At 43.2% G+C, this 26,339-nt stretch carries 25 protein-coding genes; 17 read left to right on the top strand and 8 right to left on the bottom strand.

Going from position 1 to position 26,339, the window contains the following annotated elements; translation table 11 throughout:
- Position 1 precedes the first annotated feature (1 nt).
- The gene (locus DK846_RS10905; RefSeq protein ID WP_109968986.1) at positions 2-2,017 is read left to right on the top strand and encodes a CoB--CoM heterodisulfide reductase iron-sulfur subunit A family protein; all 2,016 of its coding nucleotides are present in this window, start codon (positions 2-4) and stop codon (positions 2,015-2,017) included.
- 2 nt (positions 2,018-2,019) lie between these two features.
- Positions 2,020-2,442: a hydrogenase iron-sulfur subunit gene (locus DK846_RS10900; protein WP_109968985.1), complete on the top strand. Its 423-nt coding sequence runs from the start codon at positions 2,020-2,022 to the stop codon at positions 2,440-2,442.
- A 141-nt stretch (positions 2,443-2,583) separates the two neighbouring features.
- On the opposite strand, the gene DK846_RS10895 is transcribed toward DK846_RS10900, so the two are convergent.
- Positions 2,584-4,122 (bottom strand): hypothetical protein, encoded by a 1,539-nt coding sequence (locus DK846_RS10895; RefSeq protein WP_109968984.1) that lies wholly within the window; start codon positions 4,120-4,122, stop codon positions 2,584-2,586.
- A 785-nt stretch (positions 4,123-4,907) separates the two neighbouring features.
- On the opposite strand from DK846_RS10895, the gene DK846_RS10890 reads away from it, so the two are divergent.
- The 9 genes from DK846_RS10890 to DK846_RS10850 all read left to right on the top strand — a co-directional run bounded on the left by DK846_RS10890 (position 4,908) and on the right by DK846_RS10850 (position 13,676).
- The gene (locus DK846_RS10890) at positions 4,908-5,321 is read left to right on the top strand and encodes a molybdopterin dinucleotide binding domain-containing protein (protein WP_109968983.1); all 414 of its coding nucleotides are present in this window, start codon (positions 4,908-4,910) and stop codon (positions 5,319-5,321) included.
- On the top strand, positions 5,321-6,646 hold the full coding sequence (locus DK846_RS10885; protein ID WP_109968982.1) for a formylmethanofuran dehydrogenase subunit B: 1,326 nt from the start codon (positions 5,321-5,323) through the stop codon (positions 6,644-6,646). Before DK846_RS10890 ends, DK846_RS10885 begins: the two co-directional genes overlap by 1 nt.
- Before the next feature lie 2 nt (positions 6,647-6,648).
- Positions 6,649-8,364 carry a formylmethanofuran dehydrogenase subunit A gene (locus DK846_RS10880; protein WP_109968981.1) on the top strand — a complete coding sequence of 572 codons (1,716 nt, stop codon included), beginning with the start codon at positions 6,649-6,651 and terminating at the stop codon, positions 8,362-8,364.
- Positions 8,365-8,374: 10 nt separating this feature from the next.
- Complete coding sequence (locus tag DK846_RS10875) at positions 8,375-9,178, top strand: formylmethanofuran dehydrogenase subunit C (RefSeq protein ID WP_109968980.1); 804 nt, start codon at positions 8,375-8,377, stop codon at positions 9,176-9,178.
- Positions 9,179-9,348: 170 nt separating this feature from the next.
- The gene (locus DK846_RS10870) at positions 9,349-10,380 is read left to right on the top strand and encodes a class I SAM-dependent methyltransferase (RefSeq protein WP_109968979.1); all 1,032 of its coding nucleotides are present in this window, start codon (positions 9,349-9,351) and stop codon (positions 10,378-10,380) included.
- Positions 10,380-10,658, top strand: coding sequence for a hypothetical protein (locus tag DK846_RS10865; RefSeq protein WP_109968978.1), 279 nt, complete (start codon positions 10,380-10,382; stop codon positions 10,656-10,658). Before DK846_RS10870 ends, DK846_RS10865 begins: the two co-directional genes overlap by 1 nt.
- Before the next feature lie 410 nt (positions 10,659-11,068).
- The gene (locus DK846_RS10860) at positions 11,069-12,484 is read left to right on the top strand and encodes a NosD domain-containing protein (RefSeq protein ID WP_181391738.1); all 1,416 of its coding nucleotides are present in this window, start codon (positions 11,069-11,071) and stop codon (positions 12,482-12,484) included.
- On the top strand, positions 12,390-13,127 hold the full coding sequence (locus tag DK846_RS10855; protein WP_245926527.1) for a PKD domain-containing protein: 738 nt from the start codon (positions 12,390-12,392) through the stop codon (positions 13,125-13,127). The genes DK846_RS10860 and DK846_RS10855 overlap by 95 nt, the downstream gene beginning before the upstream one ends.
- Positions 13,128-13,364: 237 nt before the next feature.
- Complete coding sequence (locus DK846_RS10850; RefSeq protein ID WP_109968975.1) at positions 13,365-13,676, top strand: hypothetical protein; 312 nt, start codon at positions 13,365-13,367, stop codon at positions 13,674-13,676.
- A 181-nt stretch (positions 13,677-13,857) separates the two neighbouring features.
- On the opposite strand, the gene DK846_RS10845 is transcribed toward DK846_RS10850, so the two are convergent.
- Positions 13,858-15,975 carry a HAMP domain-containing methyl-accepting chemotaxis protein gene (locus DK846_RS10845; protein WP_109968974.1) on the bottom strand — a complete coding sequence of 706 codons (2,118 nt, stop codon included), beginning with the start codon at positions 15,973-15,975 and terminating at the stop codon, positions 13,858-13,860.
- 116 nt (positions 15,976-16,091) lie between these two features.
- On the bottom strand, positions 16,092-16,319 hold the full coding sequence (locus DK846_RS10840; protein ID WP_146201202.1) for a hypothetical protein: 228 nt from the start codon (positions 16,317-16,319) through the stop codon (positions 16,092-16,094).
- A 497-nt stretch (positions 16,320-16,816) separates the two neighbouring features.
- Here DK846_RS10840 and fdhD point away from each other — a divergent pair, with 497 nt between their 5' ends.
- Positions 16,817-17,599 (top strand): formate dehydrogenase accessory sulfurtransferase FdhD, encoded by a 783-nt coding sequence (gene fdhD, locus DK846_RS10835; RefSeq protein WP_109968972.1) that lies wholly within the window; start codon positions 16,817-16,819, stop codon positions 17,597-17,599.
- A 97-nt stretch (positions 17,600-17,696) separates the two neighbouring features.
- Here fdhD and modA read toward each other — a convergent pair whose 3' ends face one another.
- Positions 17,697-18,503 (bottom strand): molybdate ABC transporter substrate-binding protein, encoded by an 807-nt coding sequence (gene modA, locus DK846_RS10830; RefSeq protein ID WP_109968971.1) that lies wholly within the window; start codon positions 18,501-18,503, stop codon positions 17,697-17,699.
- Positions 18,504-18,701: 198 nt separating this feature from the next.
- Here modA and DK846_RS10825 point away from each other — a divergent pair, with 198 nt between their 5' ends.
- A complete protein-coding gene (locus DK846_RS10825) occupies positions 18,702-19,559 on the top strand; it encodes a DUF6159 family protein (RefSeq protein WP_109968970.1) in 858 nt (285 codons plus the stop codon).
- 27 nt (positions 19,560-19,586) lie between these two features.
- Here DK846_RS10825 and DK846_RS10820 read toward each other — a convergent pair whose 3' ends face one another.
- Complete coding sequence (locus tag DK846_RS10820) at positions 19,587-20,456, bottom strand: class I SAM-dependent methyltransferase (RefSeq protein WP_181391736.1); 870 nt, start codon at positions 20,454-20,456, stop codon at positions 19,587-19,589.
- 165 nt (positions 20,457-20,621) lie between these two features.
- Between DK846_RS10820 and DK846_RS10815 the strand changes: the two genes are divergently transcribed.
- The 3 genes from DK846_RS10815 (at position 20,622) to DK846_RS10805 (ending at position 23,881) form a co-directional block, all read left to right on the top strand.
- Positions 20,622-20,993: a hypothetical protein gene (locus DK846_RS10815; RefSeq protein WP_109968968.1), complete on the top strand. Its 372-nt coding sequence runs from the start codon at positions 20,622-20,624 to the stop codon at positions 20,991-20,993.
- A gap of 100 nt (positions 20,994-21,093) precedes the next feature.
- Positions 21,094-22,140: an ABC transporter substrate-binding protein gene (locus DK846_RS10810; RefSeq protein ID WP_181391735.1), complete on the top strand. Its 1,047-nt coding sequence runs from the start codon at positions 21,094-21,096 to the stop codon at positions 22,138-22,140.
- A gap of 79 nt (positions 22,141-22,219) precedes the next feature.
- Positions 22,220-23,881: a radical SAM protein gene (locus tag DK846_RS10805; protein ID WP_181391734.1), complete on the top strand. Its 1,662-nt coding sequence runs from the start codon at positions 22,220-22,222 to the stop codon at positions 23,879-23,881.
- Between the two features lie 34 nt (positions 23,882-23,915).
- Here DK846_RS10805 and DK846_RS10800 read toward each other — a convergent pair whose 3' ends face one another.
- Positions 23,916-24,125, bottom strand: coding sequence for a TOBE domain-containing protein (locus DK846_RS10800; protein ID WP_109968965.1), 210 nt, complete (start codon positions 24,123-24,125; stop codon positions 23,916-23,918).
- A gap of 235 nt (positions 24,126-24,360) precedes the next feature.
- Positions 24,361-24,597, bottom strand: coding sequence for a hypothetical protein (locus DK846_RS10795; RefSeq protein WP_109968964.1), 237 nt, complete (start codon positions 24,595-24,597; stop codon positions 24,361-24,363).
- Positions 24,598-25,079: 482 nt separating this feature from the next.
- Between DK846_RS10795 and DK846_RS10790 the strand changes: the two genes are divergently transcribed.
- Positions 25,080-25,391: a YkgJ family cysteine cluster protein gene (locus DK846_RS10790; RefSeq protein WP_109968963.1), complete on the top strand. Its 312-nt coding sequence runs from the start codon at positions 25,080-25,082 to the stop codon at positions 25,389-25,391.
- A 56-nt stretch (positions 25,392-25,447) separates the two neighbouring features.
- Here DK846_RS10790 and DK846_RS10785 read toward each other — a convergent pair whose 3' ends face one another.
- Positions 25,448-26,272 carry a class I SAM-dependent methyltransferase gene (locus tag DK846_RS10785; protein ID WP_109968962.1) on the bottom strand — a complete coding sequence of 275 codons (825 nt, stop codon included), beginning with the start codon at positions 26,270-26,272 and terminating at the stop codon, positions 25,448-25,450.
- Positions 26,273-26,339: the final 67 nt, after the last annotated feature.

Raw genomic sequence — 26,339 nt, 5'->3', positions numbered from 1 at the left:
CATGGCAGAAAATACAGAAGCAAAAATCGGTGTCTTCGTGTGTCACTGTGGAACCAACATTGCCGGTTCCCTTGATGTCAAGGATGTAGCAGAGTACGCTAAGACACTTCCTAATGTCGCTTACGCTGCTGATTACCAGTATATGTGCTCCACTCCAGGTCAGACAATGATTAAGGAGGCCATTGAGAAGCACAACCTTACCGGTATTGTAGTAGCAGCTTGCTCTCCACGTCTTCACGAGCCCACATTCAGAATTGCAACCAAGGAAGGTGGCCTGAACATGTTCCGCTTTGAGATGGCAAACATCCGTGAGCAGAACTCCTGGGTTCACATGCATGGTATGCATGACGATGCAACTGCAAAGGCAAAAGACCAGGTCAGAATGGCAGTTGCCAAGGCAATTTACCTCGAAGACCTCGTTCCAAAGGCAGTTCCTGTCGAAAAGGCAGCAATGGTCGTTGGTGGTGGTGTTGGTGGTATCCAGGCAGCACTGGACCTTGCAAGTGCAGGAATTACAACCTACCTGGTTGAGAAGTCTCCGAGCATTGGTGGCCGCATGTCACAGCTCGACAAGACCTTCCCAACCCTCGACTGTTCACAGTGTATCCTTGCGCCAAAAATGGTGGATGCAGGACGTCACCCGAACATCGTGCTCCTCTCCTACCATGAAGTCGAAGATGTAGAAGGGTACATCGGTAACTTCGAAGTCACCCTCCGCAAGAAGGCTCGTGGTGTCATGAACCCCGTAGAGGCAGCAGCCAAGGGTATCGTTGGAGGTGGCTGTAATGGTTGTGGAGACTGTACCGCAGTTTGTCCAGTCATTAAGCCAAATGCATTCGAGTTCGGTATGGCTCCACGCAAGGCCATCTACATCAATCACGCTCAGGTAGTGCCATTGATCTACACCGTAGACTTTGATTCATGTGTCAAATGTGGTCTGTGTGTCGAGGCCTGCGGTACCAAGCAAGCAATCGATCTTGAGATGGTTGACGAGTTCCCCAAGTATAAGGTTGGAACTGTTATCCTGGCAACCGGATACGACTACATCCCAATCGAAGAGAAGAGAGAATGGGGATACAAACGACACGAGAATGTTATCCATTCCCTTGAATTCGAGCGTCTGATCTGTGCATCCGGTCCGACCGGGGGTCACCTGGTTCGCCCAAGCGATGGACAGACACCAAAGTCAGTCGGATTCGTCCTTTGTGCAGGGTCACGTGACAACACCGGTGGCGTCAACAAAGCATACTGTTCACGATTCTGTTGTATGTACTCGCTCAAGCACGCCCACCAGATCATGGAAAAGATCGAGGGCTGCAAAGCATACATCTTCTACATGGACATCAGATCCTTCGGTAAGGCATACGAGGAGTTCTACTACCGTATCCAGAACGAAGGAGCTAAGTTCATTCGTGGTCGTGTTGCAAACATCCTTGAAGATCCTGATACCAAGAATCTGCATGTCTTTGCTGAAGACACACTTCTCAACCGTCCGGTTGACATCGAATGTGACCTCGTTGTTCTTGCAGCAGCAGTTCAGCCCATCGATGGTGCAAATGTCCTCAGAAAGAAGTTCGGTGTTTCAGCCTCTGCAGATGGCTGGATGCTTGAAGCACACCCGAAACTGAACCCCTGTGGAACTACTACTGCCGGTGTATTCCTTGCTGGTGTCTGCCAGGGACCAAAAGATATCCCTGACACAGTAGCACAGGCAGAAGGTGCAGCTTCAGCAGCATCTATTCCAATCCACATCGGGCATGTGGAACTTGAGCCATACTTCGCCCAGTGTATACAGGATCTGTGTGCAGGCTGTGGTATGTGCATTAAACTCTGCCCATACAGTGCACTTGATCTGGTAGAGAAGGACGGACGGACAGTCATGCAGGTTACCGAAGCAAAGTGTAAAGGCTGCGGTACCTGTGGTGGATTCTGTCCAGGTGGTGCAATCAAGATGCAGCACTTCACAACTCCACAGATTGTTGCACAGATTGATGCATACCTCCTCGGAGGGGAGTAACTATGTCTGACGAGTGGAACCCAAAAATCCAGGCAATCATCTGTAACTGGTGTTCGTATGCCGGAGCAGACCTTGCTGGTGGTGCCCGTATCCAGTACCCGCCAGATGTTCGTGGTGTCCGTGTCATGTGCACGGGCCGTGTTGATATGCTCTTCATCCTGAAAGCTTTCGTCGACGGTGCAGACGGAGTTCTCGTCTCCGGATGCCACTTCGGTGACTGCCACTACCTTGAAGGAAACTACAAGGCAGCAAAGAGGATGTTCATGATCAAGTCCCTGATGAAGAACATCGGTCTTGACGACAAGAGATTCCGTATGACCTTCGTTTCAGCATCTGAGGGTGCAAAATGGGGTAAAGTTATGGAAGATGTCAGCGCCAAGATCCGGGAACTTGGACCAAGTCCAATCAAAGAGTTCCAGAAATAAACCTGACCATCATCCCTTTTTTTATGGTATGATGGATTAATGTCAAAACCGGAAATACCATATTAAATTTAGATTCGCACCAGTCTTCTGATCGATTAGTATACTGTAGAGTATCTTTCGGTGATACTCATGCAGTCCTTTTTAGATATCGAGTAATGAGGGAATCCCTCCAAAAAATGAGAGCAGTATCTTCTGTTCACGTTTGAGTCGCCCTGGAACCACCATAAAATCAGAACTTTTAACCAGGTGTATCGGAGTTAATTCTGCAATTAATGATTCAACCGTAGAAACATGCTTAATTTTCATCGATTTCAAGCGATTTTCAACTAAATGGCGGATCTGAAAAGTTAGAAATGCAACGAAATAGATGCCTGCTTTTATTCGTTCTGTCCGAAAATTAGAATAATCGCGTTCAAATTCGTTGATATAATTGTTAATTTCTTCTTCAAATTCATTTCTGATATCAACAAGATTAAAACAGAATTCCCATGTAAGGTCACCCTGATAGAGTACTCCGTCTTTTCCAAACTGCATAAGAGCCCGATTAATCTCTTCTTCATTACGTCGTACTGTTGTTATCTCACCTGCTTCTTCACGGGAGAAAAATGATTTAAACGGACCTGCAATCTCTTCCAACTTCTCCTCTTCAATCCAGGCACTGATACTCATCTCCTGGATCAAATCCCTGATGTTTTGCAGATTTTTGTGAAATAATAAGCGATCAGATTGCTCTTTTCTAATATTATGCAGGAAAAATCCCATTACCTTATGTCCTCCGATTATTGGAGAGAATGATTTGACATAGCAGGCTTGTCCCTGGTAATACCTGATGTTTGTCGAATGGTACTCCTGCCCCCCTAACTCAGATATATGCGATGAAATTGGTTCATACCCAAGATTTGTTCTGATGATAAACGGGCATTCATTTCTGATGATGAGGGGAATCAGTGATGGGGACATATAATCCCAATGGGGAAGAATAATCCCCCCGGGAATATGCCCAGATTTTACCTGCTTAATCGAATCTTCGATAGATTCTTTTTGAAATGAGAAGAAATCACACCCGACCGGAATATTCATGACAGGATCATAATGCAATCTCATCATGAGATCCCGTTCCAGACATCCTTCAATTTCCGGACCATTTGAAGAGATCCCGGTCTGACAGGAAGGGGTACTTTGAAGTGTCATCAATACTCGCTGATCAGATAACTTGTTGACGAGAGAGAACATTCTGGCAAACATACCTGTAGCAGGTGTATCAGATACGTTCTCGAGTGTCTGAATTACCTCTTCTTTGGTCAGGTCCGGGCCTGGTATAAGGAGTGGCATACAGGTACCTGAATACCATGTCGACAGATTTTCAGGAGGACAGGGTTGTATCAGTCGATTTATCGCGAGTACTACAAGAGTTGCAGCTTCAACAGGTGAACAGCATGAAATCAATGCTTCCAGGATTTTATACTCGTGGACAGCCCAAAAAGGAGGAATATATTGGCCTAGATCAAAAATTTGATTTGGAACAGCAGGTTTTTCCTTTTTAACCGGCTCTCCTTCAACATTCTTACCCAGGTATTTTGATTTCTGCTTCCATTTCCCTGTATCAGGATCGAAATACGGAGTTATTTCATACAGATACTCATGCCCTTTGATTACTTTTTTCCTGATAAAACTCTTCATAAATATCTGCTGAAAGATGTCACAAAAAATTAGGCATTATGACTGGTAAATCTTTAAGGGATACGACCTCCAACTGACAACCAGATTGTGGTTTGTGACATATAGAAAGATCCATACCCTCGTTTTCCCTGATGCATAACTTCCTGAAAATCTGCGTCTTGTCAATAATATCGGTCTGATTTAGGCATATATTGATCGCTCATAGTGCCTAACTCATGAGACCTATCTTCATTGTGATTCTGGTTGGATTCCAACTGCCATCTTCATTAAAGTAATTTAATCATAACCAATAATAAATTACAACTAATTATTCACCTCGTGCAAAATATTTATTAGGAGAAACATTGCGGCAACAGGAAATATCAATCATTCATGTTGACTTTCACAAATATTGTCATAATTTTAACTCCCAGGATTACATAAAAATAAGTAAAAATCCCATAATTTAAATTTTTATAGCGCAGGGGGCAATTCTCACAAATCGGTCAATATGCCTAACTTTCGCATCCCCTGGGTTTATATAATAAATTAAAACCGATGTATGATTGCAGATTAGGTTTGGTAAACCTCCTCTGGATGATATTCCAGATGGAACTAATGATTCAGATTATGAATTGAGATCGTTGATCTTAAGCCGATCGGGTTCGGCTCATATTCGTGATCTACGAATCGTACCATTCTATACACCTCCTTTCTGACTCCTGTTAAAACAGGAAACCAATCAGTGGTATGGTGTAGACCTGATCAACACCTGAACATGACGAGTAGGATTTTCGGGAGATCCTATGGCTGAAAAGTACATCTTAAACATGATAACCCAGCGTGCCTTCGAAGAAGGTGTCGCAATGGAAATAGGGAAAACTTCTCCGGAATACTTCGATGCCTGTAACATCATTGAAATGAATGAACAGGACATGAAGAAACTGGGAATTTTAAAGAATACTAACGTCCGGGTCACCAGCGAGAGTGGTCAGGTCGTTGTCAAAGCTGTTGTCGGAAGACAGACAGTATACCCAGGTCTCTGCCACATAAGGCAGGGTGTCTGGGCAAACCAGGTCGTTCCTCCCCGTACCCAGTCAACCGGAACACCCCAATACAGTGGATTTCCAGTAACTGTGGAACCTGCACCGGAAGAGAAACTGAAGACTGCTCTCCATCTGGTTCAGGGTGCAGTCGGCATGTGGAAAGGTGAGGAATAATGCCAAAGGTATACGAGAATGTGGGATGCCCATATTGTGGCTGCTCCTGCGATGATGTCAGAGTCACTGTCTCTGATGACGGAAAAAAGGTGCTTGAGGTCGAGAATGTCTGTGCAATCGGAACTGAGATCTTCAAACACGGAAGCTCAGAACACAGACACCGCCTTCCCCGGCTTCGCCAGCCAGATGGCTCGATGAAAGAGATCTCATACGAGGAAGCCATCGAATGGACGGCACAGCACCTGTACAAGGCAAAAAAGCCACTCATGTACGGGTTTGGTTCAACAAACTGTGAAGGTCAGGCAGCAGCAGCCCGTGTTATGGAGTCTGCAGGTGGTTGCCTTGACAACTGTGCAACCATCTGTCACGGCCCGTCTTTCCTTGCAATATTCGATAACGGGTACCCGACGTGTACCCTTGGAGAAGTTAAGAACCGTGCAGACGTGATTGTTTACTGGGGATCCAACCCGGCACACGCACACCCACGTCACATGTCGCGGTATTCTATCTTCCCTCGTGGATTCTTCACCGGAAAGGGACAGAAGAAGCGTACCGTAGTCGTCATCGATCCACGGTACACTGATACTGCAAACGTAGCTGATATTCATGTCAGGGTAAAGCAAGGTCACGACTACGAACTCTTCGATGCATTCAGGATGGTCATGCACGGACATGGAGATGATCTTCCTGATGTCGTTGCAGATGTTCCAAAAGAGCAGATCCTCCAGGTTGCCGAGATCATGGCCAATGCCAGGTTCGGTACTGTCTTCTACGGTATGGGACTCACCCATTCAGATGGACGTAACCACAACATCGACATTGCAATCTCCCTTATGCGTGACCTGAACAAGGTTGCCAAGTGGACGATCATGGCAATGCGTGGTCACTACAATATCGCAGGTCCTGGTGTAGTCTGGTCCTGGACATTCGGATTCCCGTATTGCCTTGACCTTACCAAGAAGAATTATGCCCACATGAATCCAGGTGAGACCAGTTCAGTGGATATGGCAATGCGTGATGAAACTGATATGTTCATCAACATCGGAACCGATGCAGGTGCACACTTCCCAATTCCGGCAGTCCAGCATCTCAAAAAGCACCCCTGGGTTACAATTGATCCAAGCGTCTGCATGGCATCTGAGATCTCTGACCTGCACATTCCGGTCTGTATCTGTGGTGTTGACACCGGCGGAATTGTATACAGGATGGACAACGTACCAATCCAGTTCAGACAGGTTCTCGATCCACAGGGTCTCCTTACCGATGAGGAACTGCTGAACAAGATCGCTGACCGCGTTGATGAACTCAATGCACAGGGGGCCTGAATATGTCTGAACTGATTATCAAGAACGGATACGTCTTTGATCCAATCTCCGGAATCAAAGGAGACAAAGCAGATATTGCTATCAAGGACGGCAAGATCGTAGAAAAGGTCTCTTCAAAGGCAAAGAGCATCGACGCCAGTGGTAAGACTGTTATGGCCGGTGGTGTGGATATCCATACACACGTAGTTGGCCCAAAAGTCAACCTTGGACGTGAGATGAGACCTGAAGACAAACTTTTCCGTGGTGACTACCGTGGTGGGATTCTCAAACAGGGTAAACGGATGGAGATGGGATACTCAATTCCAACCACCTGGAAGACCGGGTATGCATACTCCCGTCTGGGATACACCTACGTCAACGAGGCAGCAATGCCTCCACTCATGGCACCCCACGTGCATGAAGAGATCAGGGACACACCAATCCTCGATATCAGTGCCATGCCGGTATTCGGTAACAACTGGTTCTGTCTTGAGTACCTCAAGAACAAGGAGATCGAGAACAACGCTGCATATGTCGCCTGGCTTCTGAAGGCAACATACGGTGTTGGTATCAAGGTCGTCAACCCAGGTGGCACAGAAGCTTGGGCATGGGGAGAGAACTGTAACACTATCCATGACCCTGTTCCCTACTTCGATATCACCCCTGCCGAGATTGTCAAGGGCCTTATCGAGACCAACGAGTACCTTGGTCTGCCCCACTCAATACATCTGCACCCCAACAACCTTGGAAACCCGGGTAACTATACAGATACCCTTGACACCCTGAAGCTTGCAGAGGGATACAAAGCAAAGAACAAGTTCGGACGAGAACAGGTTCTGCATAACACTCACCTTCAGTTCCACTCCTACAAAGGTGACAGCTGGGCAACCTTTGGATCTGCAGCAAAGGAAGTCATGGACTACGTCAACAAGACTGAAAACATCACCGTCGATCTCGGATGTGTCACTCTTGATGAAACAACCACCATGACTGCAGACGGTCCATTCGAGCACCACCTCATGGAACTCAACCACCGCAAGTGGGCAAACTGTGATGTTGAACTCGAAACCGGTTCAGGTATCGTGCCATTTGTCTATGATAAGGACGTTGCTGTCATTGGTATCCAGTGGGCAGTCGGTCTTGAGATTGGACTCTATGCAAAAGACCTGATGCGGACCTTTATCACCACTGACCATCCGAACGGAGGACCATTCAGCCGCTACCCACGTATCATCAAGTGGCTCATGTCCAGAAAGGCCCGTGATGCAACCCTTGACTCCATGAAGCGTAAGGACAAGGTTATTGCAGCAACCGATCTCGCCTCCATGGACCGCGAACTCAACCTCTACGATATTGCCATGATGACCCGTGCAGGTCCGGCCAAGGCTCTTGGTATGTCAAGCATGTACGGCAGCCTTGCTCCGGGTGCAGATGGAAACGTATCTATCTACAACCTTGATGCCAAGAAGATCCCGGCTGACCCAGAACTGATTGAAGAGGCATTCACCAAGACTGCCTACACCATCAAGGAAGGAGTTGTTATCGTCCAGAATGGTGAGATTGTTGCAGAGCCGAAGGGACACACCATCTGGACCAAGGTCACCATGCCTGAAAACTCACAGGTTATGCGTGATATCAAAGAGAAGTTCACCAAGAGTTACACTGTTAACCTTGAGAACTATGCAGTGTTCGACGACCATGTGTACCGCCCACGGGCACTTGAAGTAGAAGTAGCCTGAGGTGCAAAAGATGGAAACCGTAACAATGACCCTGGTACAGCAGCCTGAGCTGTACCTCGAATGCTACAGTGTAACCCCTGATAAGTTCGCAGGGAAATCTCTGACCGAGATCGCAGATCTTCCGGCTCATGAGGGAAAAGTTGTCTGGAAACTTGGAGACTTCTTCTCCTTTTCCGGAAAAGCTGGAGAGACCGCAGCCGATACCAAGATCATCGTCAACGGAAATGTCCGTAAGATGAAGCGGTTCGGCCAGCAGATGACAGCTGGTGAGATCCTCATCAACAGCGATGCCGATATGTACGTCGGCTGCTGGATGAGAGGCGGAAAGATTACCGTAAAGGGAAATGCTGATGCATTCCTTGGAATCGGTATGGAAGGCGGCGAGATCCTTATTGAAGGAGATGCTGACAACCATGTCGGTAGTGCCTACCGTGGTGACTGGCGTGGTATGAGCGGCGGTCTGATCCGGGTAAAAGGTAAAGCCGGTAATGATGTTGGAACCGCCATGACCGGTGGAACCATCATCATTGAGGGTGATGTCTTCATCCATGTCCTGACCCACGCTGAAGGCGGAACGGTCATCATCAAGGGAGATGTTGAAGGCCGTGTCGGTGGACAACTGGTTAAGGGAGATGCATATATCCTTGGAAAACTCCTCTACCCAATGCCAGGATACAAGAAGGTTGGAACTGTCGAGAAGGAATGTGACGGTCAGACCTACACCTTTGATGAATACATCGGTGACCTTGGAGAGCGGAAAGAGAAGAAGAAGGGACAGATTGTCTGGGGTCATATCTACCTCAAGGCAAACTAACCTTTTTTTTATTTCCGCCTCGTGAATTACCAGATACAATCCGGTCTTGCCCCGTATTTTCATACCGGAGTTACCGAAACACTGACCCCAGATATTCAGATACGCACCTGAAAACAATGGCTGAAAACCAGTGAGAAACGGAAAGGGAATAACCGAATTATCGAGGAATTATGACAGAAGAGATTGATTTAATTAAATTGCCAGAACTTCCGGTCATTGAGGTAGTTGATGATCTCATCCAGGTATACAAGGAGTTTATGGTTATCCGGGCAGCCCTGCAACTTAAAGTATTTGACTGGATGGCTGAAAATGGATCTGCCACAATTGAAGATATTAGTAAAGGGACTAAAATCCCCATAGAATATATGGCACCCCTGATTGGGATGCTCTTTTACCTGGATATCGTTAGGCGTTCTGGAGAGAAATATCTGGTCTCACCGTCAGCCAACCTACATTTTGTAACAAACAGCAGGTATTACCAGGGAGATATCATTATGGCACTTGCAGAGCCTGAGTCCCCTTGGAATGATCTGAAAACATACCTGACAAGTGGTGAAACAAAAACAACGTTTGACCAGGAGACCCCACTGATGGGTGCATCCCATGCAGAGCAGGAGATCAGGGGGATGCTCAAGAACATTACGACAGTTATCAGCCGGTGGGCTGGATTTAAAGATGCAAAATCCTTTCTTGAGATTAGCAGTGGTCATGGTCTGTATACCATGGCTACCTGCCAGATCCATCCAGATCTAAAAGCATCGGTTCTTGAACAACCTGCAAGTTCCGAGCTCCTTCAACAGAATATTACCAGGTATGAGATGAAGGATCGGATCACACCGATCAAAGGAAAGTTGGGATCTCTTCCCGAGGGTAAGTATGATATCATCCTGGTTTCTCATGTCCTTTATGCAGACCAGAACCGCCTAGATGCTATACTGAAGGATATCAGTGCCCACCTTAATGAAGGTGGTCTTTTCATCTCAAACAACTGGTTTATCAGGGAATCTGAAGGAACCGGAATGCAGGGCCTCTATGAACTCGAACTCGGTATACACAATAAATATCATGCTATCAAGGACCGGGAAGGATACGAAAAGAATTGTAATGAAAACGGCCTTGTAATCTTCCAGACCGGTGTACTACGGAGTGCATATGGAGAATCAACTATTCACATGGGGACAAAGACCGGGAGTGGAGCATAATGGCAGAAGCACCTGAACGTTTCATCTCCGCTTCATTTGACCAGTTATCAGAAGATGATCTAAAAAAAGCGATGCTCATGCATGTGCGGATGGGATATCTGATGAAAAACCCTGGAAAGAGTAAAGAGGCAGAAAAGATTGCACAGGATATTATTGATAGACTATCTCTTGATCAACTCAGACAGATTCATCCGGATACGTTCTTTTCAAACAAAAAAATGGGAGAACTTCCTAAGAATCCCTATGAAGTAGCTTTAGAATTGCTTGGAGAGGGATGATTCAGCAGTCCGGTATCTTAACAGGTTTTTAATCTATTTTTATTGATACGGAGTTTTTTAAGGGTTCTGAACTCTTTATCTTTGAAGTAGAAAATTCAGAGTCCCAATAATCATTCATACCGAAATTATTCCTGATCATTTTTGCTTTCTGGGTAGTTGTATTCTTCTTGTATGATGTAAATGAAGAGTTAAACAGAAATTTGGCGGCTTACTGCGTATACAACCTAGATATACACTCTGACTGGTTCTCAAAACAGAATTGCCTTTTATCACCAACTATAGAGAGAGCCAGATATTTTTTTGATGATTTATAAAACTTCATTTCATTTTTTTACAGAAATAATAACAAAACAATAAAGGTGTTTAATAACCTATCCATTGTTACCACAATGTGGGGGATTGGTGTAGGTATGATGAAAGATTATGTTCAAACCGATGATAAAACCGGGTATTGCGGGGGGTTCATATTTGTCCTTGTTTTAGGTTCTTTCCTGCTCTCCAGTGGAGTGGCAATAGTATCAGCAGATGGATTATCAAACCATACGGCTCTTGTGCCTGGGTATAACGGGACGAATTATACATTTCTTGGATCATATTCCAGCGGTGAAGTGATCATTAATGAATCAGGTTCGTATTATCTCACCGATGATCTCAACTCATCACCATATGAGTATGGTATTCTGATCCAGGGAACAGGCATAACACTTGATGGTAACGGAAAAAACCTGACCGGATCATCTGAAATCGGTATAATGGGAAAGGAGGGTTCACATCACACAACAATCATCAACTTTAGCAAAATATCCGATTTTTATTACGGTATGAGGCTTGATGGAAACAATTCACTGGTCAATGGTAATACCGTCTCTGATAATGGCTATACGGGGATATATGTTGGAGGAGCATATGGAACGATCGTGAACAATACAGCATACCTGAACAGTAATGGAATTTATTCTACACCGCATTACGGCAGGAATTGCGTAATAATGAACAATACAGCTTTCCTGAACAAACGTATGGGGATATATACCGGAGGAGACAGCTCACTCGTGTATGGAAACCGTGCATTTCGGAACAATGTATATGGTATCATGGCAGGAGGAGGTGATTGCGGTGGAATAGATCCTAGAGATTGTGGGTATGGATATTATTCTAATATCTCCGGAAATGTTGCTTATGAGAATGGTATGTATGGCATATATTCTTGTGAACCCAGCGCACGGGTCATTGGAAATACGATATATGACAACTATCAAGCCGGAATAATGATCAGATCACGTCTAAACAATTCGGTAAGTGACAACCTGCTCACGAATAATACCATTGGGATTCGAACTACGTACAGTAACCAGTATAATGTCACGATGACCGGCAACATCATTCGGGAGAGTGTAAAAGCCGGCATTCTGGTTGATGGTACCTACACAAAACCGGGCAATTTCACCATCTATAACAATATTCTCGCAAATAATCAGAATATCTTCATGAATGATAGTACGAGATGTTTCACCTGGAATCATCCAACAGGCCCGGTTTCGGGAATCAATGTGATAGGAGGACCATACCTCGCTGGTAACTATTGGAGCAACCCAGAGGGATCTGGTTGGTCAGATCTACAGGATCCCAAAGAAACCGGATACTCTCTAGTTCCCTATGAGGTAGTAGATGGATCAGGCAGTTGGGACACAGCACCTCTAGTCAGGGTAGCCCAGATCATTAATGCATCGCATGATGACTGGACGATTCTACATCCAAACGGGAATCAATCATATCCCCGGTATTCAAATAGCAACCTACATTGCCCAGGCAAAACCGGGGGCTGACCTTATGAACGTCTCGGTAAACGGTACTCTTGTCGGACCGGTGAATTCCTGGACTTTTTCAAACATCATCGCAAACCATACAATCTCCTCTTCAGGTCGTCCAACACCTGGTCAGGTTCATGCCTTCTTCACACTGAACACGACATGGGGAGCAGTTCCCTTGACGGTGGAATTTACGAACCAGTCGCTGGGTAACCCGTCCTCGTTTTTCTGGAACTTTGGTGATGGAAGAACTTCAACAGACAGAGACCCGATCCATACCTATACTACCCCTGGTATCTATTCTGTGACACTGAAAGCAATGAATGATCAGACCGGTGGAATGGCAACTCTCAACAAAGCCATAACAGTGACATCGGGGGAGATCCCATCCCCAACCCCTACACCTGTTCCAGGAGAAATCACAGCGTCCTTTGAGGCTGATCGGACTGTCGGTTCTGCTCCGGTTCAGATTTCTTACATTGATCTCTCTACCGGGAACCCAACTTCCTGGTTATGGGACCTCGGAGATGGGAATGTATCTGTATCCCAGAATCTGACCCACATCTACCAGGTACCTGGAACATACTCTGTCAGGCTCTCGGTGCAGAATAGTTTAACGTCAGCAAGTATTGAGAAAATAGGATATATCACAGTCAAGTAAAAAAGCATCTTTTATCTTTAATATGAAACCCATTAATCCACAAATCTCTCTTTTCCCTGCAACGAAATTTTTTCCAGATTATTTAAAAAGAGAGTACCAGTATGATCTTTTCCCCAACTATTGCAAATGTTATGAGTAATATTATTAAAAAATTTAATTCTTTTTTCTTTGCTTTCTATATCGAACCTTTCCCGCATTCTCAGTTAAATATGGGTTGCATACAATACTGATATATCGTTGTTCACCAATCCCTGGAGTTGTAATGGCAGAAGAATTATCGATAATCATCTTTACATAAAAGAGATAGATCACGCTTTTTCTTCTTCTAATCATGAGGTTGTCATTGAGGCCTCATATGCCCTGTGGGTCAATGACATCAGTTCTGATCGGTTCGTCTCCGCTTCATTTAACCAGTTATCAGAAGAAGATCTAAAAAGCGATGCGTATGCATGTACGGATGGGATATCTGATGAAAAACCCTGGAAAGAAGAAGGGGCAGAAAAAATTGCACCTGATATTATAGACAGACTATCTCTTGATCAACTCTGACAGATTCATCCAGATACTTTCTTTTCAAACAAAAAATGGGAGAAGTCCTTAGAATCCCTATGAAGTAACTTTAGAATTGCTTGGAGGTGGATAATCCGCCAGTTTTTTCCTTTTTATCATCGTTTATAAAATGATATTCTTTTAGATTTCGACATCTTCTGTTTTTTAAATAAACATGTCGTTATCCCGTGAGTCTCACCATTGATGAACCAATCTTTTGTGAAGCGTCTGCCAATATTTCCTGCATATCAGACAACTGCTTCAATGCGGCTGCTGCTTCTTCTGATGCTGCTGAAGCTCCCACTGCTTCCTCTGCTGTAGCCATTGATAGTTTATTAACCTCAGAAACACTGGCTGTGATCTGTTGAACAGCCGCTGCTTCCTCTTCAGACAAGCCAGCTACTTCGGTTATATACATCGATATCTGTTGTGTTTGATTTGCGATAGATCTAAAGAATGTAATAGTGTCGGTTATTGCAGCAGAACCTTTCTTCACTTCTTGCTCAGCGAGGTTCATTGCTGTTGCTGCTTTTTCTGATTGTGATTGAAGCAGGGATATAATATTGGCGATATTTTCTGCTGATTTCTGAGAATCTTGTGCCAATGTTTTGACCTCATTTGCTACCACTGCAAAACCCATACCAGCATCTCCCGCCCTGGCAGCTTCAATGGCTGCATTTAACGCAAGCAAGTTTGTCTGGTCTGCAATACCACTAATGATCTCAACGATTTTACCGATCTCAATCATTTGCCCCTTAATTTCTGATATAATATGTCCAACATCATTTACGGATCCGGTTATTGAATGAATACCATCCTCTGCAATCGCTGCTTTTTCTACTCCCTGTGTCGATGTTCTATCTGCATCCTGACTGAGCTTGGAAACGGAATCCACTTTTACCGCCACGGTGGAGACAGATGTAGATAACTCTTCCATTGCTGTGAGGACCTGTTGAACTGATTTATTAGTTAGATCAGCATTTAACTGAACATTTTCAACATTCTGAGCGATTGTATCTGCACCGGCTGCAAGCTGTTCAACTGTTGCAGCAGATGATTCTGCTGATTTGGTAAGGTTCTCAACCTGATCTGTGATCTCAAGGATGAGTGCTTTTAATTCCTTACCTACATGTTCCCCGATTTTATTCAATTTGAGTTTGAGTTCAAGAAGATCCCCATTCACCTCATAGGTGTCATTGAATCGGGCGTTGAAGTTTACATTTGCATATTCTTCAGCAACATGAAGCGTTTCATTCAGTGGAATGGTAATAGCATCAAGCATCTGATTAATACCATTAACGAGTTCCCGATATATTCCGATGAAGTGATCTGGATCTCCCCTTGTCTGAAGTTTCCCTTCTTTTGCATTTCCAATCAGGATACCCATCTGATCAAGCAATGCATTGAGTGTACTGATCATCTGATTGAGAGCAGGGGAAATCTCATCCTTTTCATCATATGGAGGAATATCCTGGACTTTTTCTCCTACTGCTATCAATTGCATACGGTGAATAACACGTGTCTGAAGATCAGTGGCAAAGGTATCCATAGCATCCGCCATTATTCCTATTTCGTCTTTCCGGTTCATTGACAATCTCATGCCTAGATGTCCTTTCCCCATTTCCAGAATCATTTCTACAGTTCGGTTAAGAGGTCCGACAATTCCTTTACTAATGACTATTCCTAAAATAAGGGCTGCAAGCACCCCAATGATTCCGGCTACTGTGATAAGGAATGAGGACTGAACAAATGTCGCATCAGATTCTGATTTAATCGTTTCTGCTTCATCCTTACTTATCTGAGTGAGGTTATCGATTGAGGCACCCATATCTTTCCTGACTCTCTGTAATTCACCGGTTGTTAATGATTCAAGTACCGCGTCTTTTTGCCCTGAATCCCAGAGTGCCTTGTTATCTTTTAATAATTGTTGATACCGGGCCCATAATGAATCAAACTTCTGAAGTTCTACATTCTGCGCATTGCTGATGTGTAGATTCCGATATGAACCGATTATGGAATTAACAGTGGCAACATTTTTCTCTAGTATTTTTTGAGTGTTTGCCTGTTCCTGTGGAATGAGAACATATTTGTAAAAATCTCCCCTTATTTGATATATCGTAGATGACACCAGGCCCAAATCCTGAATTGGGATAAGGTGGTCTGAATACATGGCTGTCGATCCTTTATTGATCGTTTCCATGTTTGTATAACCAAGCACTGCAACTATACCCACAATTACAGCGATTAGTAAAAAACTACCAATCAGTTTATTGCTGATTCTGATATTATCAAGAAACATAATGATTTCAACTCCACAATAAGTGCCATACTTTCATCAATCAATCCAAATCTTGTCATTCACCAATTTCTTTATATTTTCTTTAATTGCATGATATCCCCACGTGTGTGACAGTATTATTCAGAATTAGTATGTGGCAGGGTAAGATCAGCATCTGGAGGTGGTTTGCAATTTTTCTTTATCAACTCGCCGTTAGCAAAAATAAAAAACGGAGATGTGTCTATTAAGTTACGTGGAATAGAAAAGTTTGTCCATTGAGATAATTGGATATCATCGGATGGTTTTTGACGTGTCTCTTTTACGTGATGAACTTCTACATTATGAAAATTCAGTACTTCTTTCATAACAAACACCATGGGATAAATGATACGAACCGAGGAACATGGTTATCTGCGAATTCAAAATATATAATTCTGATTCGGTTTCACAATTGACATGAATGACCTTTTACCATCCGATTAATGCCGCAATCTGTAATAATCATGAATGGATTATGGGATACCTATAATTTTAAGCGGAATATATGGATATATCCTCAAAATGATTCCAAATAATCAGTATTAATTTCGCAAAACAAGGATTGAAAGCACACTTTCTTGTTATGCGTTTGTTACAATCAGGTAAAGAGAAAAATTACAGGAGAATCCTCGTGTTTTTTATACTGATGATGAAGTGAAAGGAAATTATACCCCCTGTCATATAATAATTCCAAATTTTCGCTGATGTATATAAATTTGCCACATTTAATCATAGTTATTGTAACTTTTTACCGCATTCTGAAGTAAAATATATAATCCATACAATACTGGTATATCGCTAATCATCAATACTTGGAGTTGTAATGACAGAAGAATTATCGATAACCGTTCCCTGTATAAAAGAGATAGATCACGCTTTTTCTACTTCTAATCATGAAGTCGTTATTGAAGCCCCATATGCCCTGTGGGTCAATGGCAGGCAGATTCTCAATGTCATGACAAGCCCCAGCCGGCTTGAAGACTTTGTTGTAGGATACCTCTACACTGAAGGGATGATCAAACAGGTAGATGACATCGAATCATTACAGATAGAGAAACAGACGATTCGAGTTCTTACAACTGGAAAAGTTGCCATCAGGGAGGGCAAAAAGACCATATTATCAGGTTGTGGAGGCGATTCTTCGTTTCTTGACATAAACAAACTACCGTTGATCACATCTGATGTTCGAATGGATCCGGTATGGATCCATCAGGCGTTGAAGTTGGTTCTGGACTCTGATCTTCACATCAGAACCGGAGGGATTCATGTCGTTGGTCTTGTCAGCAGTAACACGATGATAACAAAGACTGAAGATATCGGACGACACAACGCTCTCGACCGGGTAATCGGATATGCACTCCGGACTAATTGGGACCTTACCCGGACCTGTGTCCTGATATCTGGCAGGATATCTTCAGAAATGTCACGAAAGTGTATACTTGCAGGTATTCCTATGATAGCATCCCGGGGAGCTACAACCTCACTTGCGATAGAAATGGCACAAGCAACCGGGCTTACCATCATCGGATTCATCAGAGGTGGAAAAATGAATATCTATACATCACCAGAGCGTATTATCGGTGCAAAGAGCAGCATTATTGAATAATCAAAGCATTCAAGTGCAATAATTAATTTTTCAAGAAAAGAAAAAGTCGGCAGATGATTATCTATCTTCTGCCTTTTCAACCGGTTTTTGAGTTATCTTATACCGGGCTGAACTTGTACTCTTTCAGTGCAGTCTTTCCTTCATCAGAAGTCAGCAGTTTTACGTAATCTTTTGCAAGATCCTTTTGCTTTGCTTCTGTGAGAATACCTGCATTGTACTTTGCTACTACATTGAGGTTTTCAGGAATCTCGATGATCTTTATCTTATCAGCAAGTTCTTTTGAGACATCTGAGTAGTAGGTGATTCCTGCGTCTGCTTCACCGAGGGAAACCTTGGTGGTTGCACCAGCGACGTTGGTCTCTTCAGAGATGACGTTCTTCTTAAATGCATCAACAAATGCCTGACCATAGGCAGTGTCGTTGACGGTCTTATTCAGCATCTGCTCGGTGTACTTACGGACAGGAACATCCTTAGTCTCACTTACAATCTTTACACCTGGCTTTGCAAGGTCAGCAAGTCCGGTGATACCAGCGGGGTTATCTGCTGGAACAATAAGTGCAAGTTTGTTGGTTGCGTAGGGTGTGACATCATCTTTGCTAATCAGGTTGACCTTGATCAGGTTGTTGATGTTAGAGTCACTTGCAGGAAGGAAGAGGTCAGCAGAAGCGCCCTCTTTAATCTGGGTTTCAAGTGTTGCAGAACTGTCAAAGTTGGGTGTGATAGTAATCCCAGGGTGTGAAGCCTCAAACGTCTTATCGAGGTCACCAACCACACCAGTAAGGGATGCAGCTGCAAAGATTGTCAGGCCAGTCTGATTTGTGTCTGCAGCTGAAACACAGCCGATCTGAACTGCAAGAAGAAGCAGCATGAGCCCGACTGCAAGATACGATACATTCATCTTCATAATAGCACTCCGAAATACAGGTTAATTATGGATTTCATATAGATAAAAGGAAATCGTTAATTACATAATATTAATATTAGAAAAATAAGCGGATTTTGAAATCTCTAATTGCTTTTTGTTGCAGAATCATGGATATTATATTCATACCAATTTTTTGGGGATGGAGCATATTATATAGAATTTTAGTGAATCTATAGTATGTTCGAATCGATTGGCAGAAGTATCGCTCTGATAAAAGCGAGTTGGGGAGTAATCAAAAAGGATAAAGAACTCCTGTTATTCCCGGTTCTGTCTGGAATTGTCTGCATCATAATTGCTGCATCGTTTCTCATTCCTGCTGTTCTCATGGGAGTAGGTCTTGATACCAAGAATCACAGTTCCCCACTGGTGTACGTTGGCATATTCCTCTTTTACTTGATCACTTATTTCGTGGTTATCTTCTTCAACGCGGGTCTTGTAGCCTGTGCACATATCAGATTAACAGGGGGTGACCCCACGTTTTCAGACGGAATATCAGCCGCAAAACAAAACATCATACAGATTTTTGTATGGGCATTTATATCTGCAACAATTGGGCTTGTTCTTCAGATAATCAGAGATAATAATAATTTTGTTGCCCAGATTATCTCATCTCTAATCGGAGTCGCATGGAGTCTTCTGACCTTCTTTGTGGTTCCGATAATGATCATTGAAAACCGGGGGGCCATTGAGTCAATCAAAGAGTCAGCATCACTCTTTAAGCGAACATGGGGAGAAACCGTTGTTGGTCAGGGAGGTATTGCCCTTATATTTGTATTGATAGCGCTTATTGCTCTAATCCCTGTGTTTCTTTTGATGCTTACAGGAGTTGGGGAACTCATTATTGCTGCAGTCTCTTTATACCTCCTTATCCTGATAGTACTCTTTGTTATGGTTAACGCCATGCAGGGAATATATAATACAGCCCTTTACCTATATGCAAAAAACGGTACAGTCCCGGATGTCTTCTCAAAAGATCTGATCGAAAATGCATTCAAACAGAAAAATGAAACCAGTTTTCAGGGCGGAAATATTTGAGTGTATCAGACATCTTCTTTTTTTTAGTTATAACCGGTGATTATCCCACCAGATTGTCGCGCTTCGATGCTCTCCTCCTGCCAGTATCCTTCCATCAGGCGTGATACTGACGTTTTTGGTCAAATACTCATGTATTATTTTATCCTGCCATTCTTCAGTACATTCAAACTGCTTTGCAATAGTCCTGGCAGCCTGCACAACTGACTCATAGAAAACTGGTGGAGCCGGTTCCATGACCTCAAGATTTGCATAAATTCCCATTTCATACAGGACATTCCAGAGACAGTCTGCAAGTGGAGTAGGATAATATTCCCTGCCATGGAGTTCAGGCCAGAGATCCTGCATCATTTGAGCCCAGGATGGAAGAGTAAGGAACCAGAACAGGTAGACTCTTCCTGATGAGATTCGTTGAATCATCCTGATGGTTCCGGCTATATCTGTCATGGTGAGGGAGAACGAAGATATTATCAGATCAAACAGACCCCGAAGTTCATCACAGGTAACATCCTCCCACGGCCGGTTTATTATCTTTATCAGAGGAACATCCTGTTGAATCCTGTATTCTTCAAGAGCCTGGCACATGAGGGGGGCCTGCTCAATAACAGTTACATTACAGCCCTGTTTAGCCAGAGGAACCGCAAGAGTCCCAGGTCCTGATCCGATATCCAGCACAGAACATCCAGGTGGGGCATCAATAATTCTGAGTTGTTCATCCACCATCTTTGAGTAATCCCCCTGGATATTCTCAAGATACATGCTGACATTGTCGGGATCATCCCAGAAGGTCTTTTGATTGTTTGTATGTATCGACCGGATATGTCTCTCCTTTAGGCGAGTCCATTGCTCTGCCCAGGATGTACCTGATATTTGAGAGGTGTTTTTCTGTTGGAGATACATACAATCCACCCGAACTACTTCTGAATTGTGTTGCAATGACATATATAGAGATACCGGATTACCTGAAAAACATGGGTCCCGCCCATACACCGCAGGTCTGAATTCAGGTGAATACACCCTGTTCATCCCTCACTTTCAAGAACTCTCATAACATATGACCTATGTATGGAGATTGTATCAGTCAGAACCCAGCCAGTTCTCTCTGATGGACGAGTAAAAACAGAATACCTCTTGTCCAGCCCGGTTACCAGGGAGGTCTTGTATGCACTCTCACAAGGAAGTTATGAAAATACTGGCTGGCAATATCTCTCTCCTACTTATTGTATCTCTAATCATGAAGGTCTACAAATCAGTGGAATCCTTAAGAGCCCGGTTATCGTTGTTGAAAGTCTTCCAGAAATATCAATCGGAATTGAGGACTATTTTCATGGTTTTCTTTCAACCATACCTGATTCTGAAAAACCTGATTGGTATCCACTTGTTTTAATTCAGAAATCGATACAGTATCTGAAACACATATTCTTAAGGCACAAATGAATAATAAACTGAATTAACTTTACTCGATAAACCACATAACTATTTTAGTTAAATATTCCCAACAGTAATGTGGTCATCCATGACCAATGGAGTGCAATGTATGGGTACAAATTTCAAACTTTTACTATGTGGATTATTAATTGCGCTTTTAGTATTCCCGGTAGTTTCCTTTGCTGAAAACAAAACGATCACCGATCTGGCGGGAAATACGATTCAATTTCCAGCAAATGTCAACAGGATTGTAACGGTGGATCCTTTTACAAGCCAATTCTTCTTTGTTATAGGTGCTGACAACAAACTGGTCGGAACATGTGTCGGACCTGCAGATAGAAACAAGGTAAATGAAACAGAAAATAACCTTGGTAAACTTCCAAATGCAGGATGTAAGACAAATGTAAATCTTGAGCAGTTAATTGCTCTTAAGCCTGAACTTGTTATCTCTGACAAGGCATATTCGAAAGTTAATGAAGATATTGCCGCAACAGGCATTCCGGTTGCTGTTGTTGATGTGGAATCACCTGATACTCTTATGAAGAGTTACGAGATGATCGGTAAGATCACCGGCAAAGAGAAAGAAGCAGAGGAATTCATTTCCTATTACAACGGAAAAGTTGACGAACTGGAAAAGAATGTTGCTGACTATACTGATGTAAACCGGGCAAAAGTATACTTCGGTCAGAGGGAGCCATTGTCAACACTGGGTGATGACTGGTACGAAGCAAAGTCATTGGGTATTGCTGGTGGATACAATGTTGCACAGGGCGTTGTGGGAGGCGATAGCAAGGTTACACTGGAACAGATCTACAACTGGAATCCAGATGATATCATTCTGTTATCATATAACTCTAAGAACGTGACTGATATTCTCACAGATTCGGCATGGAAGGACCTTACCGCGGTCAAGAAAAAACAGGTATACCGTATGCCTAAATATATCATGGCCTGGGAACTCCCAGTACCTGAAAATGTTCTCGGTATGATGTGGCTCCAGAATACCTTGTATCCCGACCATGTCCACAATGACCTGACCTCAGAAATCAAGGAGTTTTATCAGAAATTCTACCGGCTTACCCTTACAGATAAGGATGTCGCTGCATTACTTGCAGACAAGACACCGGTTACTCTGAATAAACCCTCCTCTCCATAACTTTTTCTTTTTTATTATGGAATGCCAAATTTGTGGGCATTTTTGCCAGATTTCTGAAGGAAAAACTGGCAAGTGCAGGATGCAAACCTGCGCAAATGGAATCCTGCATGAGCGGTTTGCTGATAAGTACCTGGCACTTTGGCCTAGTGCAATTGAGACGGTCCCCTTCCTTCACTATACTCCGGGAGGAAGATATTTGCTCCTTTCAACTCTTGGTTGTAATCTTTCATGTCCAGGATGTGTATCACATATGCTTGTCGATGATCCTGACCTGATTGCTGGTGCCCTGCTCAAGGCAGATCCGGATGAGATTCTGAACCAGGTTCGGGACCATTCATGTCTCGGAGTCATTTTTTGTTTAAACGAACCATCAGTTTCATTTCACACATTAATCAATACTGCAAAGACACTAAAGAAGGAGGGATTACTGGTGGGATGTGCATCGAACGGGTGTATGGAATCACCTGTTCTCAGGCAAATTCTCCCATACCTGGATATGGTAAACATTGGAATGAAGGGTCTGTCAGATGATGTGTACCGTACATGTGGTTCTCCTTGTGGTGTTAAACAAGTGCTTGATAACATCAAAATCATTCATGACACCAGGATTCATCTTGAGGTATCAGTAGTTTTCGAAGCCCGGCGGGAGCATGAAATTACCAACCTGGCAAGACATCTTTCTTATTTATCTGCAGAAATTCCTTTGCATATCATGCGCTTCATTCCATTCAATGGAGCGGATAATGATTGTGAACCTGCACCAGATGACGCTGAGAAGTTAGTCACTCAGTGTAAAACCTGGCTCAACTGGGTTTATCTCTTCAACACACCCGGGACATACAACCTCAGTTCTTATTGTCCTGATTGTAAGACCCTGCTTATTGAACGGACGTTTTATGGCCCAATGGGGGCCCGGCTGACAAACAGGATCTATCAGTCAGAATGCACCTGTGGGAGAACGATTCCAGTTTTCGGGGAATATTATAGAAATGATGGCTATGAACCTCGATTCAGGGGAGGGTACAGGACCTCGGTTCTCCTGGACATGGTTTCCGGAACACTAAATCAACTTGGGATTTATGATAAAAAGGTGGTCAGCAGGGTTCTGGTACAGATTCTATCTGGAGATTGGCTTGAGAAGTTACAGACTTTTTTTGCAACACCTGAAGGATACATCGAATACATCAGAACACTTGGCCAGTTCGCTGATACTCAGGATTTGGTTCATCCACTTCTTGGGTTTTACACAGAACGGCTTGAACAGATTACAAAATTTGTAACTAACCTCAGGCATCCACGTGTATTTTGTGCTCTTTCACACCCATATCTTGCATCATATCCTGACAAGATGGAGGTGGCCCTCGCTGCAAGAGCCGGAGGTGATGTTCTCAACTATCAGATAAGCTATACAGAATCACGACCTCACCCATTGTCCCGGGAGGAGTTCATGGCCCTACAACCGGAAATAATCCTTTGTCTAGGAATGGGGATATCTGATACCTCCGATTTTCTCCATCATTGTCATATTGAAGGCCTTTTAGCACCAGCAATAGAGACTGAACAGGTTTATTGTATCCCAAAGAAATACCCGGTATCCGGAATTAGATGGATTCTTGCACTTGAGTATTTTGCAAACCTTCTGCACCCGGAAATAATCAGATTCTCTCTTGAAGAGGATGAAAAATATCTCAATACGCTACTTAATGATATTCAAACAAATCAAACAAACACCAGGATCTGAATCCGGGAGATCATTCTAATTCATTATTTTTTTCTTAATCCACAGCAATCATCACTTCACTGGATTTAATAACAGCAAATGCCTGAACTCCTTCCTTAAGCCCAAGACTCTCCACAGCATGTGTACTGATTATGGAGGTCACCAGAATACCGTCACCGATATCAAGTACTACCTCTGAATTTACCACACCTTTCGTAATAGAAATAATAGTTCCATTTATTGAGTTTCGAGCACTGATTCGCATAAACCTCCACCCTTTTTTCCCACAATATGATGACCGTAATATGTCTGCACTAGCCAATAATAGTTTTTTCCGAAGGGTATACTCACCAGAGGGCTTAAAAAAAGACACTACGATTCATTTTGAAATCGGATGGATTTCGGGAATATCCTACTCCGATCACGACGTTTCTGGTGCGTACGAAATGACGTGTAAAGGCAGGCTGAACTGCGATGTGAATATATGGATTCGCAGTTATCTACGCTTCTTTGATGTCCTTTATCAGGACTGTTATCTTCTGTTTCTGGGGAGCATTAGGCTTTCTTGACTCTCTCCATGCGTAACCGGTGACAACACACTGAACGGGTTTTCCGGCAATCTCCCTCTCAATTACTGTGTCACGGCCAGCTTTCCGGTTTGAGTTATACTGGGACACAATATCATGCCAGTCAGAGGGAAAGACCTCAATTTCATATAGTTCATTTACTTTTACCATATGTTAACCTCGAATCTCGGCACATAGATATTTCTCATCACCAGTCATAAATCTTTTGAATGAATCTGATTAATATCAAAATTTAAATAATTAGATTAAGTAATAAAATTTGCTATATTTTTATAGTAAAATGAATTTTTAATTGTAAATAATAATTATTTCAATAAAAAGTTTATACAAATAATGATGATCAATGCCTTATATTTTAAAAAATATAACCGCTAATCTCTGAATCATAAATAACTCATTAGACATCATCAGACAAATCCATATTCCGTATGGACCTTCTTTTCTCTAAATGAATAATTTTTCTTGGGAGAATCTATCCTGGTGCTCACTTGTCCATTCAAATTACTCATCCTTGAATAAAATTCGCGCTTATAAATATGGTCTTCAAGATCGAACCAAATCTGGCCGCGTTATCGGAAGTAAAAAGCCATATTGCGTTTAATATTTTTAAGGAGATATCCTCTGGGTAACATATGGCACCAGGTCAATGTGGTAAATGCGGATATTGTTGCAGTTACATGGGCGATGTATTTGGCATCATTGAACAACAGGATACATTCAGGTTCAGGATTCAATACCTGATTACCGGGGTTGAACAGGTCGTCATAATCGATCCAGACAAACATGAATTATTTCTGAACAATACAATCCTAGAAAAAAGGCCTCTCGCATGTCCATTCTTGAGGGAGAAAGACGAGGGCTCTGTAATCTGTACTGTTTATGCATCACGACCTGAACTCTGCAGGATATATCTTTGTCCTAAATGCAAATCTGCATATACCTGAGAATTTACGGATTAAATCACGAAGATAATCTGGATGATCCAAACAGGTACCGCTAATTAAGATTGTTTCTTCCACCAGAAGAGTGACCACCAGGTCCGTGTTTCTGGTGTTTCATATCTGCCATCACGCCTACGGACCAGATTCTCTTTTAGGTAGGTTCTTGCACACACGGTCTCTTCAGGTGTGAGATTTAATAGCATCTGATAACTCTGGAGAGCATGTTCGTGATCTTTATAGTAAATAGGATTTCGGCACTCAAGTTGCTCAACATTGGGGCGAATTCCTATTTTGTGTAGGATATTATAGACATAGATATCGTCAGCAGTATTTGTGTAGCTCCTGCCAATTGCCTTCAGAAGGTTTTGAGGAAAATCTCCTTCCTCTCCACTCCAGGCTGTTATATACGCATACTCTCGGGCAGCCTGGTTAATCTTCTGGAGTGATTCACAGAGATCACCGGTCCGGGAGATTGCACGGGAAGCGACGACAATGTCATGAGGCTTGATATCTATTCCAATTTTGACACTTTCCCAGGTCTGGTGGAGGTACCTGATATTTCCCAGATACCTGCGTTCTGCATCTTCTTTCAGAATATTGAGCATTTCTGTTGATACATCAAGAGCAGTCACCCGTTTGGTTCTCATCGCAGCTGCAATGCTTATGGTTCCAGTTCCACACCCAATATCAAGAACAGACCATTCTCGATCCATTTGAATGCGCTGGAGGAGTTTAGGAGGGTATTCATCATGCTCTGACCAGAATCTGTACCAGGAAGCCATCTGATCCCATCGCTTCTCCTGCGAAACGGGATTGGATGTGAAATTATGCATCTTCTGCTTTTCTTTCCATAACATATCCCAGTCAATATCGTCCAGATGCATTTCTCAGACTCCGGTAGAAAGATATTGGGATGAAGAGGGTATAATTATTTGGGAATATGATTAATCA

The organism is Methanospirillum lacunae (assembly GCF_003173355.1).
In the GTDB taxonomy this organism is placed as follows: Archaea; Halobacteriota; Methanomicrobia; order Methanomicrobiales; family Methanospirillaceae; genus Methanospirillum; species Methanospirillum lacunae.
Note: the sequence above shows the minus strand (reverse complement) of the source record. Positions and strands in the feature narration are given on the sequence as shown.

Coding starts and splice junctions, on each gene's coding strand:
- DK846_RS10905 (WP_109968986.1), top strand. CDS start 2: ATGGCAGAAAATACAGAAGCAAAAATCGGTGTCTTCGTGTGTCACTGT.
- DK846_RS10900 (WP_109968985.1), top strand. CDS start 2,020: ATGTCTGACGAGTGGAACCCAAAAATCCAGGCAATCATCTGTAACTGG.
- DK846_RS10895 (WP_109968984.1), bottom strand. CDS start 4,122: ATGAAGAGTTTTATCAGGAAAAAAGTAATCAAAGGGCATGAGTATCTG.
- DK846_RS10890 (WP_109968983.1), top strand. CDS start 4,908: ATGGCTGAAAAGTACATCTTAAACATGATAACCCAGCGTGCCTTCGAA.
- DK846_RS10885 (WP_109968982.1), top strand. CDS start 5,321: ATGCCAAAGGTATACGAGAATGTGGGATGCCCATATTGTGGCTGCTCC.
- DK846_RS10880 (WP_109968981.1), top strand. CDS start 6,649: ATGTCTGAACTGATTATCAAGAACGGATACGTCTTTGATCCAATCTCC.
- DK846_RS10875 (WP_109968980.1), top strand. CDS start 8,375: ATGGAAACCGTAACAATGACCCTGGTACAGCAGCCTGAGCTGTACCTC.
- DK846_RS10870 (WP_109968979.1), top strand. CDS start 9,349: ATGACAGAAGAGATTGATTTAATTAAATTGCCAGAACTTCCGGTCATT.
- DK846_RS10865 (WP_109968978.1), top strand. CDS start 10,380: ATGGCAGAAGCACCTGAACGTTTCATCTCCGCTTCATTTGACCAGTTA.
- DK846_RS10860 (WP_181391738.1), top strand. CDS start 11,069: ATGATGAAAGATTATGTTCAAACCGATGATAAAACCGGGTATTGCGGG.
- DK846_RS10855 (WP_245926527.1), top strand. CDS start 12,390: ATGATGACTGGACGATTCTACATCCAAACGGGAATCAATCATATCCCC.
- DK846_RS10845 (WP_109968974.1), bottom strand. CDS start 15,975: ATGTTTCTTGATAATATCAGAATCAGCAATAAACTGATTGGTAGTTTT.
- DK846_RS10840 (WP_146201202.1), bottom strand. CDS start 16,319: ATGAAAGAAGTACTGAATTTTCATAATGTAGAAGTTCATCACGTAAAA.
- fdhD (WP_109968972.1), top strand. CDS start 16,817: ATGACAGAAGAATTATCGATAACCGTTCCCTGTATAAAAGAGATAGAT.
- modA (WP_109968971.1), bottom strand. CDS start 18,503: ATGAAGATGAATGTATCGTATCTTGCAGTCGGGCTCATGCTGCTTCTT.
- DK846_RS10825 (WP_109968970.1), top strand. CDS start 18,702: ATGTTCGAATCGATTGGCAGAAGTATCGCTCTGATAAAAGCGAGTTGG.
- DK846_RS10820 (WP_181391736.1), bottom strand. CDS start 20,456: ATGTATCTCCAACAGAAAAACACCTCTCAAATATCAGGTACATCCTGG.
- DK846_RS10815 (WP_109968968.1), top strand. CDS start 20,622: ATGGAGATTGTATCAGTCAGAACCCAGCCAGTTCTCTCTGATGGACGA.
- DK846_RS10810 (WP_181391735.1), top strand. CDS start 21,094: ATGGGTACAAATTTCAAACTTTTACTATGTGGATTATTAATTGCGCTT.
- DK846_RS10805 (WP_181391734.1), top strand. CDS start 22,220: ATGCAAACCTGCGCAAATGGAATCCTGCATGAGCGGTTTGCTGATAAG.
- DK846_RS10800 (WP_109968965.1), bottom strand. CDS start 24,125: ATGCGAATCAGTGCTCGAAACTCAATAAATGGAACTATTATTTCTATT.
- DK846_RS10795 (WP_109968964.1), bottom strand. CDS start 24,597: ATGGTAAAAGTAAATGAACTATATGAAATTGAGGTCTTTCCCTCTGAC.
- DK846_RS10790 (WP_109968963.1), top strand. CDS start 25,080: ATGGCACCAGGTCAATGTGGTAAATGCGGATATTGTTGCAGTTACATG.
- DK846_RS10785 (WP_109968962.1), bottom strand. CDS start 26,272: ATGCATCTGGACGATATTGACTGGGATATGTTATGGAAAGAAAAGCAG.